Origin of the sequence: Qiania dongpingensis, from assembly GCF_014337195.1 — a bacterium.
Taxonomy (GTDB): Bacteria; Bacillota; Clostridia; order Lachnospirales; family Lachnospiraceae; genus Lientehia; species Lientehia dongpingensis.
In genome coordinates, this window is record NZ_CP060634.1 from 651,922 (window position 1) to 666,693 (window position 14,772).

At 50.8% G+C, this 14,772-nt stretch carries 16 protein-coding genes; 1 reads left to right on the forward strand and 15 read right to left on the reverse strand.

Going from position 1 to position 14,772, the window contains the following annotated elements; translation table 11 throughout:
* Positions 1-35: 35 nt before the first annotated feature.
* Positions 36-575: a DUF5662 family protein gene (locus H9Q78_RS03110; protein ID WP_249303547.1), complete on the reverse strand. Its 540-nt coding sequence runs from the start codon at positions 573-575 to the stop codon at positions 36-38.
* Positions 572-1,042 (reverse strand): Lrp/AsnC family transcriptional regulator, encoded by a 471-nt coding sequence (locus H9Q78_RS03115; protein ID WP_231062599.1) that lies wholly within the window; start codon positions 1,040-1,042, stop codon positions 572-574. Before H9Q78_RS03115 ends, H9Q78_RS03110 begins: the two co-directional genes overlap by 4 nt.
* Positions 1,043-1,208: 166 nt before the next feature.
* On the opposite strand from H9Q78_RS03115, the gene H9Q78_RS03120 reads away from it, so the two are divergent.
* A complete protein-coding gene (locus H9Q78_RS03120; protein ID WP_249303548.1) occupies positions 1,209-1,433 on the forward strand; it encodes a chorion class high-cysteine HCB protein 13 in 225 nt (74 codons plus the stop codon).
* A 52-nt stretch (positions 1,434-1,485) separates the two neighbouring features.
* On the opposite strand, the gene H9Q78_RS03125 is transcribed toward H9Q78_RS03120, so the two are convergent.
* The 13 genes from H9Q78_RS03125 to H9Q78_RS03185 all read right to left on the reverse strand — a co-directional run bounded on the left by H9Q78_RS03125 (position 1,486) and on the right by H9Q78_RS03185 (position 14,752).
* A complete protein-coding gene (locus H9Q78_RS03125) occupies positions 1,486-2,517 on the reverse strand; it encodes a peptidylprolyl isomerase (protein ID WP_249303549.1) in 1,032 nt (343 codons plus the stop codon).
* Positions 2,518-2,554: 37 nt separating this feature from the next.
* Positions 2,555-4,843, reverse strand: a complete 2,289-nt coding sequence (locus H9Q78_RS03130) for an AAA family ATPase (protein WP_249303550.1) — start codon at positions 4,841-4,843, stop codon at positions 2,555-2,557.
* Positions 4,840-6,057 carry an exonuclease SbcCD subunit D gene (locus tag H9Q78_RS03135; RefSeq protein ID WP_249303551.1) on the reverse strand — a complete coding sequence of 406 codons (1,218 nt, stop codon included), beginning with the start codon at positions 6,055-6,057 and terminating at the stop codon, positions 4,840-4,842. Before H9Q78_RS03135 ends, H9Q78_RS03130 begins: the two co-directional genes overlap by 4 nt.
* Before the next feature lie 14 nt (positions 6,058-6,071).
* Positions 6,072-6,860 (reverse strand): HAD family hydrolase, encoded by a 789-nt coding sequence (locus H9Q78_RS03140; protein WP_249303552.1) that lies wholly within the window; start codon positions 6,858-6,860, stop codon positions 6,072-6,074.
* Positions 6,853-7,434, reverse strand: a complete 582-nt coding sequence (locus tag H9Q78_RS03145) for a Maf family protein (RefSeq protein WP_249303553.1) — start codon at positions 7,432-7,434, stop codon at positions 6,853-6,855. The genes H9Q78_RS03140 and H9Q78_RS03145 overlap by 8 nt, the downstream gene beginning before the upstream one ends.
* A 1-nt stretch (position 7,435) precedes the next feature.
* Positions 7,436-8,044 (reverse strand): TIGR04100 family radical SAM protein, encoded by a 609-nt coding sequence (locus H9Q78_RS03150; RefSeq protein ID WP_330595222.1) that lies wholly within the window; start codon positions 8,042-8,044, stop codon positions 7,436-7,438.
* A 28-nt stretch (positions 8,045-8,072) separates the two neighbouring features.
* On the reverse strand, positions 8,073-8,909 hold the full coding sequence (locus H9Q78_RS03155; protein WP_249303554.1) for a pyridoxamine kinase: 837 nt from the start codon (positions 8,907-8,909) through the stop codon (positions 8,073-8,075).
* Between the two features lie 43 nt (positions 8,910-8,952).
* Complete coding sequence (locus H9Q78_RS03160; RefSeq protein WP_249303555.1) at positions 8,953-9,498, reverse strand: ECF transporter S component; 546 nt, start codon at positions 9,496-9,498, stop codon at positions 8,953-8,955.
* Positions 9,499-9,623: 125 nt separating this feature from the next.
* Entirely contained in the window at positions 9,624-10,271 is a 648-nt protein-coding gene (locus H9Q78_RS03165; RefSeq protein WP_249303556.1) for a thiamine diphosphokinase, read from the reverse strand.
* A gap of 21 nt (positions 10,272-10,292) precedes the next feature.
* Entirely contained in the window at positions 10,293-10,958 is a 666-nt protein-coding gene (rpe, locus tag H9Q78_RS03170) for a ribulose-phosphate 3-epimerase (protein ID WP_249303557.1), read from the reverse strand.
* 20 nt (positions 10,959-10,978) lie between these two features.
* Complete coding sequence (gene rsgA / locus H9Q78_RS03175; RefSeq protein ID WP_249303558.1) at positions 10,979-11,860, reverse strand: ribosome small subunit-dependent GTPase A; 882 nt, start codon at positions 11,858-11,860, stop codon at positions 10,979-10,981.
* A gap of 1 nt (position 11,861) precedes the next feature.
* On the reverse strand, positions 11,862-14,015 hold the full coding sequence (gene pknB / locus H9Q78_RS03180; RefSeq protein ID WP_249303559.1) for a Stk1 family PASTA domain-containing Ser/Thr kinase: 2,154 nt from the start codon (positions 14,013-14,015) through the stop codon (positions 11,862-11,864).
* Positions 14,009-14,752, reverse strand: a complete 744-nt coding sequence (locus H9Q78_RS03185; RefSeq protein ID WP_249303560.1) for a Stp1/IreP family PP2C-type Ser/Thr phosphatase — start codon at positions 14,750-14,752, stop codon at positions 14,009-14,011. The genes pknB and H9Q78_RS03185 overlap by 7 nt, the downstream gene beginning before the upstream one ends.
* Between the last annotated feature and the right edge of the window lie 20 nt (positions 14,753-14,772).

A 14,772-nucleotide genomic window follows, 5' to 3' on the forward strand; every position in this document is an offset into this window, starting at 1 on the left:
TCCGGATAATGACAAAGCCGAAGGATATTTTCATATCACTTCGGCTTTTTCTGCATGATTTCCTCTCGGATATATCGGAAAGTCTCCTGTTCTCCGTCCCTTGCCAGCTTTTTCAGCAAAAATTCCAGCTGTCTCCTGGACACCGGATGAATGACCATGACGTCTTTTCTCCGCACATAATATTCCCAGGGGCTTCTGTCGGTATACGCCTCTTTTTTATAAGTTTTAGATGCGGCGATCCGGTCCATGAACATCTCGATCACATATTTTACCGGCATTTTCATACCCGCTATCTGGCAGCCTTTATCGGTATCCACATCGATCCAATACTCAAAATGATGCTTATTTCTTCCCTTGTGGTGCAGCCAGGCGGAAGAATATCCCCGAGTCTCCCTCTCCGCCGCATTGGGGCTCCTGTTTCCCTGGTAATATTTACAGCCCACAAAAAACTCCGCCGGAGAATATTTCGACAGATCATGAAGTAACCCCTGCTTATAAAGTCCTACCGCAAAACAATTCTCCATGACCAGAAGCTTATGATGGGATATCGTCTTTAAATGCTCCCAGGCCTTCATCCCTCTCCTCCTTTTGTCTCATCGGCCCCTTCTCCCAGTACCTGAATCCCTCTGGGGCCTACCGACGTGGAAAAGACAATCTGAGTGCTGGTCCTTCCATAGTCCTGCAGGCGGCCGATAAATTGGTCCAGCTCCACGGTACTCTTGAAAGCCACTTTAATGAGCATGGAAAACTGTCCGGTCACACAGCTGCATTCGAGCACATTGGGACAGGCTTCAATAAAGGGATAGAACTGGGCCTTCTGCTTGGGCTGCACTTCCAGATTGATAAACGCCATGATATGGTATCCCAGCTTCTCCACATTGACCTCGGCAGAATAGCCGGTGATGATCCCCGCTTTCTCCAAGCGCTCGATGCGGGCTGAAACAGCCGGCGAAGAGAGATATGCTTTTTCTGCAATGACCTTAAGCGGTGTCCTGGCATTTTTCTGTAAGATATTTACAATCTGTCTGTCTATATAATCCATCATAACACATTACCCCCTGTATGGTTTCCTATTCCATTATAGGGGTCAGGCTTACTTTTTTCAAGTCTTTCTCACACCAAACTTTAAATAATTAATTGAAACACAGGAAACAAGGGCAAGCCTCCCCACATATCATATATTGTAATCAAATATTGGAGGACTCAAAATGAGTGATTTGGCTGCAACAAACTGTGGATGCGGAACTAACTGTGGAAATGGTTCTTGTGGAAACAACATTTTATTCCTGTTACTGATCCTGTGCATGTGCGGTGGCGGAAACGGCTCCTGCGGCGATGGCTGCGGCACCGGTATTGGAAACTTCGGCGGCGACAGCTGCGGATGCCTGATCTGGATCCTTCTTCTGTCCTGTATTTGCGGCGGCGGATTCTAATTCCAGACAACGAAAAGGGATGCTTCGGCATCCCTTTTTTCGTTTCCTTCCTCTAATATATTTCCGCTCCGAAATACTGGTCATACACCTCGTAGAAATCTGTCTGCGGCTCTCCAAACTCCTGGCCGTAGTCAATGGCCTTCCAGGCTTTTTCATTGTACTCTGCCACTATGGTCTTTACAAAAGCGTCATAATACTCATAGAACCGGTCCTCTTTGCATTTTCTGGCCAGCTCTGTCTTATGCTTTGCCGTCTCCTGCTCATCATAGTTGTTGATACATTTAATAACATGAAAGCCATAGGCAGTCTCCACAACCTCGCTGATCTGCCCGGTACTCAGCGCATATGCCGCATTTTCGAACTGCATTTCCGTATCGCCCCTGGCAATCTGGAGTTCAAAGCTCTCGGATTCATTGTTGTTCTTCCCCAGCACGGCAAAGTCCGCTCCCGCGTCGGCCTGCTCTTTGACCTTCTGCGCCGTTTTTCTCTTTTCTTCTTTTTCCTCGGCGCTTAAGTCCTCCGTACTCAGAAAAATCTGCTGAACCGTGATCACCCGCGCTTCATCTTCGCTGATCTCCGTGGAGACGTCCGCCGTCAGCTGCTTCATCAGCTTATTGGATACATAATAATCATGAAACACCGTTTTCACATCTGGCTCCCCAATCCCAGAAGCCTGTATCACATTCTCCGGAAGTCCTTCGAAATACGTTTCTGCCGCCTGTTCAATCCGCAGCTTCTCTTCATCGTTCAGCTCCACTTTATATTTATCGGCCATCAGCACCATACATTTCATCTTCGCCAGAAAATCCTGAAGGTTGTCCCGCATATATGCGGAAAAGGGTTCGCCATAGATCTTCACATCCCAGATTTCCTTGCCGTAAGAACGCTCATAATTCTTCTTCTGGCTCAGGACAAATACCATGGCCTCCTGCCTGGTACACACCTCATCCCCTATTTTAAAAAGTTCCTTGTCCCCGAGCCCGGTAGTAAAGCGGATGCTTTTTCCTTTTTGGCAGCCGCACAGGCCCCATATCATCACCAGAACCAGCAAGAGGGCCGTTCCCCTTTTCCATGCCAATTTCACGCCTTTTCCTCCGAATATTAACCTATTTTCCAAATCATCATATCACAGAAGTGCGTATTGTGCTACCTGTATTCGACTTTTCTATGATAATCCTGCGCTCCAGCCGCTCCTTTAATTCCTCCACATGGGATACGATACCCACAAGGCGGTTTCCTCCAGCCAGAGAACGAAGCACATTCACCGCCTGATCCAGAGATTCGCTGTCCAAAGAACCGAACCCCTCATCGATAAACAGAGTCTCCACCTGGATTCCTCCGGCATATGCCTGTATGACGTCTGCCATTCCCAGAGCCAGAGACAGCGCTGCTTTAAAAGATTCTCCTCCGGACAGTGTTTTTACGGAGCGGGCCTTTCCCGTATAAGCATCCAATACAAGAAGCTCCATCCCCTCTTTCGTCCTCCCGTCTTTTGCTTCCTCGGCCCGTTTAAAGCCGTACCTTCCGTCGCTCATCCTGCCGAATCTTTTGTTGGCCGCCTCTAGGATCTCTTCGAAATAGACCGACAGCACATATTGTTCGAAGACCAAATGTTTTTTATTATAGCCGGATACAGCTCGCTCCACGTCTCCTGCGATTCCATAGGCCTCCAAAAGGCCCCGCTCCTTCTTCCGCTGTGCGCACAGGACCTCAGCGCTGTTTTTTCCAGCCTCCAGACGGACGGCTATGGCTTCCTTTTCTCTCGTCAGGCGGTCATATTCCCCTTGGATTTTTTCTGATTTCTCCTGCAGGACGCTGTCATCCTCTTTCTCCCCTGTATCAATCTCCTGGCGCAGCCGTCTGAAAAGTGTTTTTTTCTCCCGAAGCTCATCCTCTTTTTTTCGTATTTCTCTTTCCTGCCTCTCTATTTCTGCTCTGCTCAAAAAAGAGGCCCGGTAATCTTCCTCGCCCAAAAATCCCGCGTCTTCAAGCTTCTCTTTCCATATCCGCTCCAGCCGGAAGATTTCTTTCTCATCGTCCGAGGCCTGTTTCTCCAGCCGTTCCAGGGTACCCTTTGACAAGGCAGCGGCCTCATGAGCCTCTTCCTCTTCTGATTCCGCCGTCTGCGCCTGCTTCTCCATGGCTTTTAAATCCGCATCCGTGAATCCGGAATCCTTTTGTTCCTTCCAATACGCCGGAGACGGATGGCGTTCAGAACCGCACACCGGGCATGGCATCCCTTCCTCCAGCCCCTCTGCCAGAATCCCTATCAGCTGTTTCTTCCGAATATCCCTTATTTCTTCCAGACGGTCCCTCAAACGTTTCTTTTTCTGAAGCGCTTCTAGAAACGTTTCCTGTCTCCTGGTCAGTATTTGCCTCTCCTTTTCTATCTCCTTCCGAGTGGAATTCAGGCGGTCCTTTTCCGACAGAAGTCTTTCATTGAACGGACGTATTTCCAGAGCTCTCCTGCTTTTTTCTATCTGTGATCTCTTTTCCCCTGCGCGTCCGGCCTCCTCTTCCAAAATCTCTATGGTCTTTTTTAACCGTCCGGCTTCCTCTTCCTTGTTTTTCCGTTCTTGGGCGTTCTCCAGACGGGAAAGACATTTTTCCCGTTCTCTGCCCATTTTTTCTGCCAGTTCAGCCGTCTTATGCTTTTGTCTCTCCAGCTCTTCCAACTCTTCCTTAAGGCAGTGGGATATCCTCTCGTAGTCCTTCTTTTCGGCCTGAAGCAGTTTTATAAATCCTTCATCCTCCGTCCGTATCCTGGCGGCAGCCTCTTCTTCCCTCAGGCGGCATTCCTGGATTTCCCGGCTGAGTGCTTTGGCCCGTCCGCTCAGATATTTTTGTATGGAATCATAGATTCTTGTCTCAAAAATATTCCGGAATATCTGCGTTCTCTCTTTGGAGGAAGCCGTCAGAAACTGGCTGAACTCTCCCTGGGCCAGCATGGAAAGCTGCTTGAACTGGGAAAAGCGAAGTCCGAGAAGCTCCGTGATCTGCTCCGTTACGGCAGACGCTCCCTCTGCCAGAAGGGTTTCAGACGAACCATCCATGAAGGAAAGCGTTCCTTTCTCTGATTCTGTGGTAACGCCATTTCCCCGCAGCTTCGGCCTGTCATATCTGGGACTGCGTTCCACCAGATACCGTTTCCCTTTGTGGCTGAATATAAGCTTTACATATGTCCTGGAATTCTTATCCGCAAATCCGCTCCGTAAACTGTCCAGGCCTCTGAGGCCGCCGCTCACGCATCCGTAAAGAGCGAAACAGACCGCGTCAAATACGGTGGTCTTTCCCGCCCCCGTCGCTCCAGTTATCAAAAACAGGCCGCTCCGACCCATACGGTTAAAATCTATGGATTCCCTGCCCTTATATGGCCCCCAGGCACAGAGCTCCAGATATTCCGGTTTCATAGCCCCTCCTTTTCTGCCCATTCTATCGCTTCTCTCATGGCACAGAGTCTCGCTTCGTCAGCCTCACGTCCGGTCACTTCCCGGAAGAACTCTGCAAACAGCTCTTCCGGGCTTTTCCTCTCCCGAGTCCTGCCGGAAAAAGTCCCTTCTCCCTCTCCGGTCAAATTCTTTTCCAGGACCAGCTGCATCAGATTAGGATATACTGCCCTTAGAGATTCCGCCGGATCTAAAAGCTCTTCTTCGTCCGTGAGCACCGCACAGATATAGTCCTCCCGGTGCGGCAAGGTATACCCAGGGGCATCCCTTAATTCATGCCCTGCGGGCAGGCGCACTTCGTGCGGCAAGGTATAGACCTCCGGCTTCATCAGCTCCATCATGGGACCGCGTATGATACGCATGTCGTGGATCGGCGTCAGGAAACGCCTCTCCATCGTTAAATTCCCCTTTTCCCGCAGCTCCACCAGATAAACGCTCTTCCTCTGATTCGCTTCGGAAAAAGAATATTTGACCGGAGAGCCTGAATAATAAATGGGTCTCTCCCCGACTTTTTGGGCCCTATGGAGGTGTCCCAGGGCCGTATAGTCGAAAGCGTCAAAAAGGGAGGCGTCTACCAAATCCGCGCCTCCCACAGCGGTCCTGCTCTCGGAATCACAGACCTCCGGCTGCCATTCTCCGTCTCCCACAAAATGATGCGTCACCAGGATATGGCGTTCTCCGTCGGAAACTTGCATTCTTTTTACCGCATTCTGTACACCCTCTGAAAATCCCTCCGCATCGGACTCCCCATCTCCAAATACCGCTTTCATCCCCGCCGGTCCCGCAAAGGGCAGAAGATGTACGGTCACGGTTCCCCATTCGTCCGAAAAGCAGACAGCCGTCGGGGACCCTTTAAGGACTCCCTCCAGATAAATCCCCTGTCTCTTTAAAGGAACCTCCGCAAAGCTGATCCGTTCCGGAGAATCATGATTTCCCGCGATGCCAAGGACCGGTATGCCTGCTTCCGTACACCGGCCTAAGAATCCGTCAAACAGCGACACACCCTCCTTTGGAGGAATCGCCCTGTCATAGATATCTCCCGCTATCAGGACAGCATCCGCACAAGTCTCTTCTGCCAGGGTGAATATGGCGTCCAGCGCCCGCTTCTGTTCCTCCAGCATGGAAAAGCCATTCACGATCTTTCCTATATGCAGATCTCCTGTATGGATGAATTTCATTTACGACTTCCTTTCTACAGCAGAGAACGGAATACCTTCAGCGCTCCTCCGTTCACATTGCTGTCGGCCACATACCGCGCCGCCGCTTTTACCTCGGGAAGGGCGTTCCCTATGGCGTAGCTGTGATATGCTTTTCCCAGCATTTCGATATCATTCTGCTGGTCTCCGAAAGCCAGCGTCTCCTCTCTCGATATGCCAAGAAGCTCCTGCAGCTTTTTCACGGCAGTCCCCTTATTGACTCCAATCTTATAGACATCCAGCCACATGGCCCCTGCCGTAGCCATGGATACCATGCCGTCCCATTTTTCAAAAAAGGGACGGAAGGTCTCGCCGGAGCGCCTGTTCCGGTCATAGATACTGAGTTTCACAAAATCATCCGGCATTTGTGCAATATCTGGAACGCGGGTGATATCCTCCCGGTAACCTTCTGTCAGCCATTGCAGCAGCTCTTCATCCTGTGTATCCGAATACATAATGCCAGCGCCGGTCAGAAAAGCGACCGCATCCTCATATTCTCTCGCATCCTGGAGCAGCTCCTTTAAAAGATCCTTTTCCAAATTTTCCGTGAACATTAAATTCCGATACGGTCCGACCAGCGTCCCGTTGCACGCAGCATAATAGATTTTTTCTTTGATTGGCTCAAAAAGCCGCTCCAGGCTCACCAGGGAACGCCCGCTGGCCGCCACAAAAACGATTCCCCGATCTATCAGCGCTTCAATGGTCTCCATCATTCCTTCCGGAAGTGTATTGGCCCCGTCCTCAACCAGTGTTCCGTCGATGTCCGTCACAATCAGTTTAATCATTCAGATTCTCCTTGTATTTCCGCAAAAATCCATACAGTCTTGATACCGGAAGCCCTACCACGTTCTGATAATCTCCCTCGATTCCCCGCACATACACGGCAAATCTCCCCTGGATGCCATAGGCCCCCGCTTTATCCATGGGTTCTCCCGTTGCTATATAGTCTAAAATCTCCTCGTCCGTCATCGGAAGTACGTGGACCATTGTCTTTTCAGAAAAAGTCACTCTTTCCAATGGTTTCCCCTTTTTAAGGACCGTGACCCCGGTATATACCGCGTGCTCCCTGCCCTGCAGCCTCTTGAGCATGGAAAAGGCCTCTTCTTCATTGGCAGGCTTACCCAAAATTCGGGAATCCAGGGCGACCACCGTATCAGCGCCGATTATCACATCCTCTTCGTCGGCCCTGCCACAAACTGCCTCAGCTTTTTCCATGGAAAGAGCCTCCACCGCTTCTGCCGGGTCGCTGGTACGGATGACTTCCTCCCCATTCCCCGGAATTACAATAAAAGGAAGCCCGGTGAGCGAGAGGAGCTCCTTTCTCCTGGGAGACGCAGACGCCAGTATCAGTTTTCCCATCTCAATCCTCCCAGGGACGTATCCGATAAGTCACGCCCAAATCCCGGCAGATTTTTCTGCAGGCCTCTTCTTCTTCTTTGGTAAGGGTAGTGTCCACCGTAGTCATGACCACATGGGGCACATATTTCGTACAGTCCGCCGCATAAGCCAACATGGCGTCAAAGGAACCGATTCCGAACCTGCTTCTGGTCAATTCGTAATAACGCTCCTTATTCGGTGTATTCAGACTGATGGACACCGTATCGATCAGCCCCTTGAGCTTATGAGCCGTCGGTTCTCCGTAAAACAGATCCGCCAGTCCATTGGTGTTGACCCTGGTGGGCTTTCCATATTTTTCTTTCACAAAGGCCGCAATGTCCAGCATGGCGTCCAGCCTCATGGTAGGTTCCCCAAATCCGCAGAATACTACCTCGCTGTATTTTTCCATATCAAACTTTTCAAATTCCGCCTTTGCTTCTTCCACGGAAGGCTCTCGTTCCAGCCAGAGCACATCGGAGTTCTCCATATGGTCTCTCGTCTGCCGCAGACAGAAGGTACAGGCGCAGGAGCACTTGTTGGTCAGGTTCACATAAAGATTGCCATGTACTTCGTATAAAATGGTCATGCTCATTCTTCTCCCTCGTTTCTTCCTGTCATATTTATTTTAATTTGTTCAAAAGCTCCTCAAAGCATACGCCGTCTGTCCGGGGAATCTTCATCTCCTCGGAACGTAAGATACACTTTTTCACAAAGTCGGAAGCCTTTTTCACGGATACCGGAAACGGTACGCCGTTGACCGCGTCAGCGGCTATGACGGCAGCGAACACGTCTCCCGTTCCGGAACGCTCTGTTCCCACGCGGTGGCTTCTCAATATCCGCGGCTCATTTCCATCCTCATAGACCAGATTCGCTACAAAATCCCCCTGGCGGATTCCAGTGATCACAATTTTTTCCGGGCCCTTTTCTTTGATTTTCTCCGCTATGGATACAATGTCCTTAATGGACCAGCGTCCGTCAGAATAAGGCGTATCCGTCAGAATACACGCTTCTGTCAGATTGGGCGTCAGGATATCCGCGTATTCCACCAGGCGCTTCATCTCCTGGCACATCTCATCGGTATAGGTGGGATAAGGCTTTCCATAATCCCCCATGACCGGGTCAATGATGACTGTCGTCCTCTCCGTCCGGAAATCCCGGATAAATTTCCTCACAATGTCGATCTGCGCCTTGGATCCCAGAAATCCAGAAGAAATTCCTTCAAATTCCAGCCCCAGCTTTTTCCAGTTGGCGATATACTCCGGCATTTTTTCCGTATAATCTTCAAAAAAATATTCCGGAAACCCGGTATGATTGGAAAAAATAGACGTGGGCACCGGACAGCACTGAATCTTCATAACCGAAATAATGGGCATAGCCACTGCAATCGAGCAGCGGCCAAACCCGGACATATCATTTATGACTGCAATTTTTTTTTGATTGTTATGTTTTGACTCCATAAAGGTTTCTGCTCCTGTTTCCTAGTCCTCCCAATGCCCTGTATCATTTTACAGGTATAAACTTTTTTACGCCTGATTTTTCCAGAGCCAGGGCGACTACATAAAATACTGCGATATTCAGGACACCCTTCAGCAAAAGCCCGGGCGCGGAAGCAATCCCCGCCGCCATGCTTCCTGCCAAGACGGCCCCGCCTGCCACATATCCAAGCGCCATCTCAAGAATCCCCGCTGCTGCCGCAAGAGCAGTACGCACGGACAGAATCTTGAATTCTCCTTCCCGATTTCTGCAGATTTTCGCGATCAGGAAACCCTGAACGCTTTTTATGATCAATGTGGGAAGGACCCACTGGCTGTATCCGGTCAGGAAATCTGCCATGGCCGAACCCACTCCTCCCGCAAAGATTCCGGTCTTCCATCCGAAGAATACTGAGGCAAGCAGGATACAGCTGTCTCCCAGATGCGCGTATCCCAGGGGAATGGGAATCTGGATCACCATAGTAGCTACACAGATAATGGCGGTAGCTAAGGCCGTCATGCAGATAAAAAGAGCGGTGCTTTTTCTTTCTTTTGCTTTTACTGTCTGTTCCATAATCATGTCTCCTTCTTGATCGCTATGAATCTAATTGATTTTCCATTATCATAGCCATAATCTGGATTGTTTGGAATATCCAGTTTCAGCATTTTTTATCAGTCCAGTTTTTATTTTTTCTGCTTTCAGTCCTTCGACTCCACACAGATTAAAATCCCCGCCTCAAAAGTAAGCGTTCCCGTTTCTGCGTCCAGCTCATTGCTTATGCCGAGGCTGCTGCCCTGCAAGAGCACCGCATTCTTAAGAGGATATTTGAATCCCGTGAGGGTCACTCCCGTTACCTGTTCTGTCATGGGGATTAAGGAAATGTAAGTTCCAAAGAGTTCCTTTCTCCGAAAAGTTTTTCCCTTGTTTAACAGAGAGATACTGTTATGAGAGTCGATTATCCGGCATGGGATCTGCTGCCGAAGCCCCTGGAGCAGAACATGCAAATTGCCCAGCGCATGATCGAATCTCCGGCCCAGCGCCCCCAGAATAACGATTTCTTCCGCCTCCGGCAGATCAAGGGCATAAGAAAAGGCAAGCTCTGTATCCGTCGCATCCTTTTCCGGCCGGTGCGTTTCTAAATGGATGCCGGCTCTTTTGTAAACCTCCAGAAGCTCCCCATCTACCGTATCAAAATCCCCGATTATAAGATTCGGCGTCAGGCCGAGAAAATCTGCGGACGCCAGGCCGCCGTCCACGGCGATCACATAAGAAAAATCATAGGTTTTTAAAAATCCGGCGGCAGACGCAGCATCCACGTCCCCGCCGGTTACAATCAGAATTTTCATATTCTCTCCGGAAAAAGTTTCTTATTTGTTTTCAAACTCCGAGAACACATCCATAAAAGCCTTTGTATTGGCCGTGATATCCCCAGAAAACACCGCGGAGCCTCCCACAAGGACATTTGCGCCGGCTTCTACCACTTCTTTCGCATTGGAAGCCTTGATGCCTCCGTCCACCTGGATGTCGATGTCCAGTCCCCGCTCCTTCATGATCATCCGAAGATCATGGACCTTTTCCAGGCAATAGGGAATCAGCTTCTGTCCTCCAAAACCCGGATTCACAGTCATGATCAGTACCATATCCAATTCGTCCAGCACATAATCAAGTGCCGAAAGAGGAGTAGCAGGATTCAGCGCCACTCCGGCTTTAATTCCGGCGGCTTTTATCTGCTGGATCACACGGTCCAAATGTGTACAGGCTTCCGCATGTACGGTGATGATATCCGCCCCTGTCTTTGCAAACGCCTCAATATAGCGTCCGGGGTCTTCTATCATCAGATGAACGTCAAATACCTTATCCGTACACTTCCGGATGGTTTCTATGACCGGCATCCCAAATGAAATCTGCGGCACAAACATGCCGTCCATGACATCCAGATGGATATATCCGGCACCCGCGTTTACGGTTTCCTCAATCTGCTCGCCCAGCTTTGTAAAATCCGCAGCCAGGATGGAAGGTGATAAAATTAACATGACCGACTCCTTTTCAATCGTTAGTATCGTTTTTTTGATTTCAGTTCTTCATAGAGAAGCAGGTAATTCTCATACCGCTCCCTGCTTATGGTCCCATCTTCGACCGCCCTCTTTACCGCGCAGTCCGGTTCTTTCCCATGGACACAGCCCTGGAATCTGCAGCTTCCTTCCAGCTTTTCCATTTCCGGATAGTACCAGCGCAGCTCGCTACATTCAAGACCCTCTATCGCCAGGGAACTGAATCCCGGCGTATCCAGAAGGAAGGTCCCTTCCCCCACGCAGAAAAGTTCCGTATGCCTGGTGGTATGCTTCCCTCTTTTGATCTTCTGGCTCACCTCCCCGGTCTCCATTCTGGCCTCGGGGCTCACGGCGTTCATGACCGAGGATTTCCCCACCCCGGAAGGTCCGGCCATGACCGTCGTCTTCTCCCGCAGAAGTGTCTGAATCTCCTCAATCCCTTCGCCGGTATACGTACTGGCAGAATGGACCGGATAACCGGCTCCGCCGTAAATGGCGGCCAGGCGCTCCGCCGTATCGCCGCCTGACAGATCCACTTTGTTGAAACATATGTGGCAGGGAATTTCCTGCATTCCCATCATGATCAGAAACCGGTCCAGCAAGTTTAAGTTCGGTTCCGGCTCCTTCACGGCGAATATCACAAGGGCCTGATCCACATTGGCCGAAGCCGGGCGAATCAGGCTGTTTTTTCTGGGGAATATCTCCGTGATATTCCCCAGCTTTTCTTCCTCATTCAGGACGTCCACCGCCACATCGTCTCCTACCAGAGGCTTCTTTCCCTGGCTGCGGAAAATCCCTTTTGCCTTACATTCATAGACTCTGCTGTGTCCGTCGTGGACATAGTAAAAGCCTGCGATTCCTTTGATGATCTTGCCCTTTGTCATATTACTGCGCCGGCTGGTCCGGAAGATTGCCGTCGGGAGTCCCGCTGCTCTCCGTAGGATTTGTGCTCGACGGTTCTGTCGGTGCGGGCGGCGCCGTTGATTCTGTCGTCGGCTCCTCCTTCGGCCCGCGGCTCACCCAGATATCCACTGTGGTCCCAGGCTTTAACTCCGTGCCCTCCGTATATTCCGCATCGATCACCTGTCCGATCTCTTCATTGCTGTACTGCTTTCCTACCGCGCCCAGCTTCAGGCCGGCCGCTTCCAACTGCGCCTGCGCGCCCGCCGCATCCAGGCCGAGAATCCCGGGCATGGTGACCTTTTCCTCTTCCTTTTTACCCATGCTGATCACCAGATTGACCTTCGTGCCTTCCTCAACGGTGCTGCCGCCTTTTACGGACTGGTTCATGACATGACCCACTTCGTATTCTTCACTATAGTCCTCGGTCACGCTGCCCACCTGGAGATTGGCTCCTTCCAGAGCGGATCTGGCCTGGCTCTCCGTCTTGTCCAGCACATCCGGCACCTCAGTGGTCTTCGTCTCCGGCCCCTTGGACAGGTATACGGTGACCTTATCTCCTATGGTGCACTTGCTTCCAACGCCGGGGGTCACCTTCGCGACCTTTCCTTCTTCCACATCGTCGCTGAAGATCTCATCGAATTCCGGCTCCAGGAAAGCCTCATGGAGGGCTTTCGTCGCCTGCTCCTTCGTCATACCGATCAGATCCGCCGGGACCTGTGTCTCAGTAGTTCCCTTGCTGACCGTCAGCTTCACCACCGTATGCCGCTTCACCGACGAGCCTTCCGCGAACTCCTGCTCCATGATCTGGCCTTCCTCATAGTCATTGGACTCGCTGTAGGAAAGCTTCATCTCCAGATCCAGCTTGGCGAGCTCTTCTTCCGCCTCTGCCACAGTCTTTCCGAGCAGATTCGGCATGGACACCTCTGTTGCATCAGACTCTGCCGTTGTTTCCTTGTTGTTCTTCTTTCCGGAAAAATCAAAGAGACCAAAGGTCTTGCCGAGGACGAACAAAGCCAGCAGCACGATGACTACGGCAACCACGATTCCCACAATGGTATACACTTTGTCGGATTTCTTTCCTTCCTCGTACTCTTCATCTTCTTCGTCATCCAGCGGAAGCATCTCGTCATCATCATAATCCAGCTGATAACGCTCTTCCTCTTCCATATCGTCATAATCATCCAGCGGTTCCAGCATTTCCGTGTCATCCATGCCGCCGCGGCCGGCTTCGTCACGAATCTGGTTCACCTCATCCTGGCTCATCACCCGGGTGGGTCCGTCGCTGTTTATCACATTCATCCGGACAAAGTCTTCGTTGGGAGTCATCAGCGCCCGCTTCAAGTCCCCGATGAGCTCCGTCACGCTGCGGTAGCGCAGCTCCGGCTTTTTCTGTGTACACTTTAATACAATTTTTTCCAGGCTCACAGGGATCATGGGATCATATTCCCTGGGCGGGACCATTTCCCCCTGGATGTGGAGAAGCGCCACGGAAACTGTGGAGTCTCCCTCAAAAGGCACACGTCCCGTGAGCATTTCATACATGGTAATACCCAGAGAATAGATATCACTGCGTTCATCACAGTATCCTCCTCTGGCCTGTTCCGGTGAAATATAATGGACGGAACCCATGGTATTGGAAGTGATGGTTTCCGTAGTGGCCGCCTTAGCGATCCCAAAATCCGTCACTTTTACCTTGCCGTCCCTGGAAATAATAATGTTTTGAGGCTTGATATCCCGATGGACGATATGCTGCTCATGGGCCGCTTCGATGCCCTGGGCCACCTGCATCGCAATGCCGATGGTCTCTCGTATCTCCAGCTTTCCCTTTTTGGCAATATAAGTCTTAAGAGTGATCCCCTCGACTATCTCCATCACGATATAATGAAGCTCGTCTTCATCCCCCACGTCAAATACATGCACGATATTGGGATGGGACAAGCATGCCGCCGCATGGGCCTCCGTCCGAAACTTGCCGACAAAAGTCTTATCAGAATTGAATTCCTGTTTCAGGACCTTTACGGCCACATCCCGGTTCAGTTTGTGATCCTTGGCCCTGTACACGTCCGACATGCCGCCGGAGCCGATCTTTTCCAGGATCTCATAACGTTCACCCAGAAACATTCCTATTCTTACCATTCTTTCACCTCGTCTACGTTCGGCCGGAACAGCACTACGGCAATATTGTCCCTGCCTCCATTGTTATTTGCCTCTTCTATCAAGTCCTCCGCAGCCGCCTTTAGGTCCTCCCGGCCCGCCACAATCTCCCGGATGGTGTCGTCGGGGACCATATTGCTGAGTCCGTCGGAACACATGAGCACTGTGTCCCCTTCCTCCAGCGTCACTTCAAAAAAGTCCGCGAAGACCCCGCTTCTGGCGCCGATGGCCCTGGTAATAATATTCTTGTGCTCATGGTAGGCTTCGCTTCCGCGCTCCATCTCTCCGCGCTGAATCAATTCTTCGACCAGCGAATGGTCTCTCGTGATCTGCCTGATCTCGTCTTGAATCACATAAAGCCGGCTGTCTCCCACATTGGCCACACACAGGACGCTTCCCATGACACAGGCCGCCACAAGAGTAGTGCCCATGCCCGCCAGTTTTTCATCTTCGGACGCTCTTTCCAGAAGCATCCCGTTCACCTGGCGGATGCTGTCATTCAGAATCGTAATTGGATTATTGCCCTCTGCGGCCTCTATCAAACGAACCAGATTATCTATCGTATATTTCGACGCAAAATCTCCTGCCTGATGCCCTCCCATTCCATCTGCTACTACAAACAAATTGGGAATGTTCCCAACCGGAAAGGTCGAATAATATACCGCATCCTGATTGATCTGTCTTTTTCTTCCCCGGTCGGTCATCGCGTAGGCCTTCATGCACTATCCTCCTTCTGCCT

What these genes read in the sequence shown, in the direction of transcription:
- H9Q78_RS03165 (WP_249303556.1), bottom strand. Translation starts at nt 10,271, where the DNA reads ATGAAAATTCTGATTGTAACCGGCGGGGACGTGGATGCTGCGTCTGCC.
- H9Q78_RS03145 (WP_249303553.1), bottom strand. Translation starts at nt 7,434, where the DNA reads ATGGGAAAACTGATACTGGCGTCTGCGTCTCCCAGGAGAAAGGAGCTC.
- H9Q78_RS03130 (WP_249303550.1), bottom strand. Translation starts at nt 4,843, where the DNA reads ATGAAACCGGAATATCTGGAGCTCTGTGCCTGGGGGCCATATAAGGGC.
- H9Q78_RS03140 (WP_249303552.1), bottom strand. Translation starts at nt 6,860, where the DNA reads ATGATTAAACTGATTGTGACGGACATCGACGGAACACTGGTTGAGGAC.
- H9Q78_RS03115 (WP_231062599.1), bottom strand. Translation starts at nt 1,042, where the DNA reads ATGGATTATATAGACAGACAGATTGTAAATATCTTACAGAAAAATGCC.
- H9Q78_RS03120 (WP_249303548.1), top strand. Translation starts at nt 1,209, where the DNA reads ATGAGTGATTTGGCTGCAACAAACTGTGGATGCGGAACTAACTGTGGA.
- rsgA (WP_249303558.1), bottom strand. Translation starts at nt 11,860, where the DNA reads ATGACAAAGGGCAAGATCATCAAAGGAATCGCAGGCTTTTACTATGTC.
- H9Q78_RS03135 (WP_249303551.1), bottom strand. Translation starts at nt 6,057, where the DNA reads ATGAAATTCATCCATACAGGAGATCTGCATATAGGAAAGATCGTGAAT.
- rpe (WP_249303557.1), bottom strand. Translation starts at nt 10,958, where the DNA reads ATGTTAATTTTATCACCTTCCATCCTGGCTGCGGATTTTACAAAGCTG.
- H9Q78_RS03185 (WP_249303560.1), bottom strand. Translation starts at nt 14,752, where the DNA reads ATGAAGGCCTACGCGATGACCGACCGGGGAAGAAAAAGACAGATCAAT.
- H9Q78_RS03150 (WP_330595222.1), bottom strand. Translation starts at nt 8,044, where the DNA reads ATGAGCATGACCATTTTATACGAAGTACATGGCAATCTTTATGTGAAC.
- H9Q78_RS03155 (WP_249303554.1), bottom strand. Translation starts at nt 8,909, where the DNA reads ATGGAGTCAAAACATAACAATCAAAAAAAAATTGCAGTCATAAATGAT.
- H9Q78_RS03160 (WP_249303555.1), bottom strand. Translation starts at nt 9,498, where the DNA reads ATGGAACAGACAGTAAAAGCAAAAGAAAGAAAAAGCACCGCTCTTTTT.
- H9Q78_RS03110 (WP_249303547.1), bottom strand. Translation starts at nt 575, where the DNA reads ATGAAGGCCTGGGAGCATTTAAAGACGATATCCCATCATAAGCTTCTG.
- pknB (WP_249303559.1), bottom strand. Translation starts at nt 14,015, where the DNA reads ATGGTAAGAATAGGAATGTTTCTGGGTGAACGTTATGAGATCCTGGAA.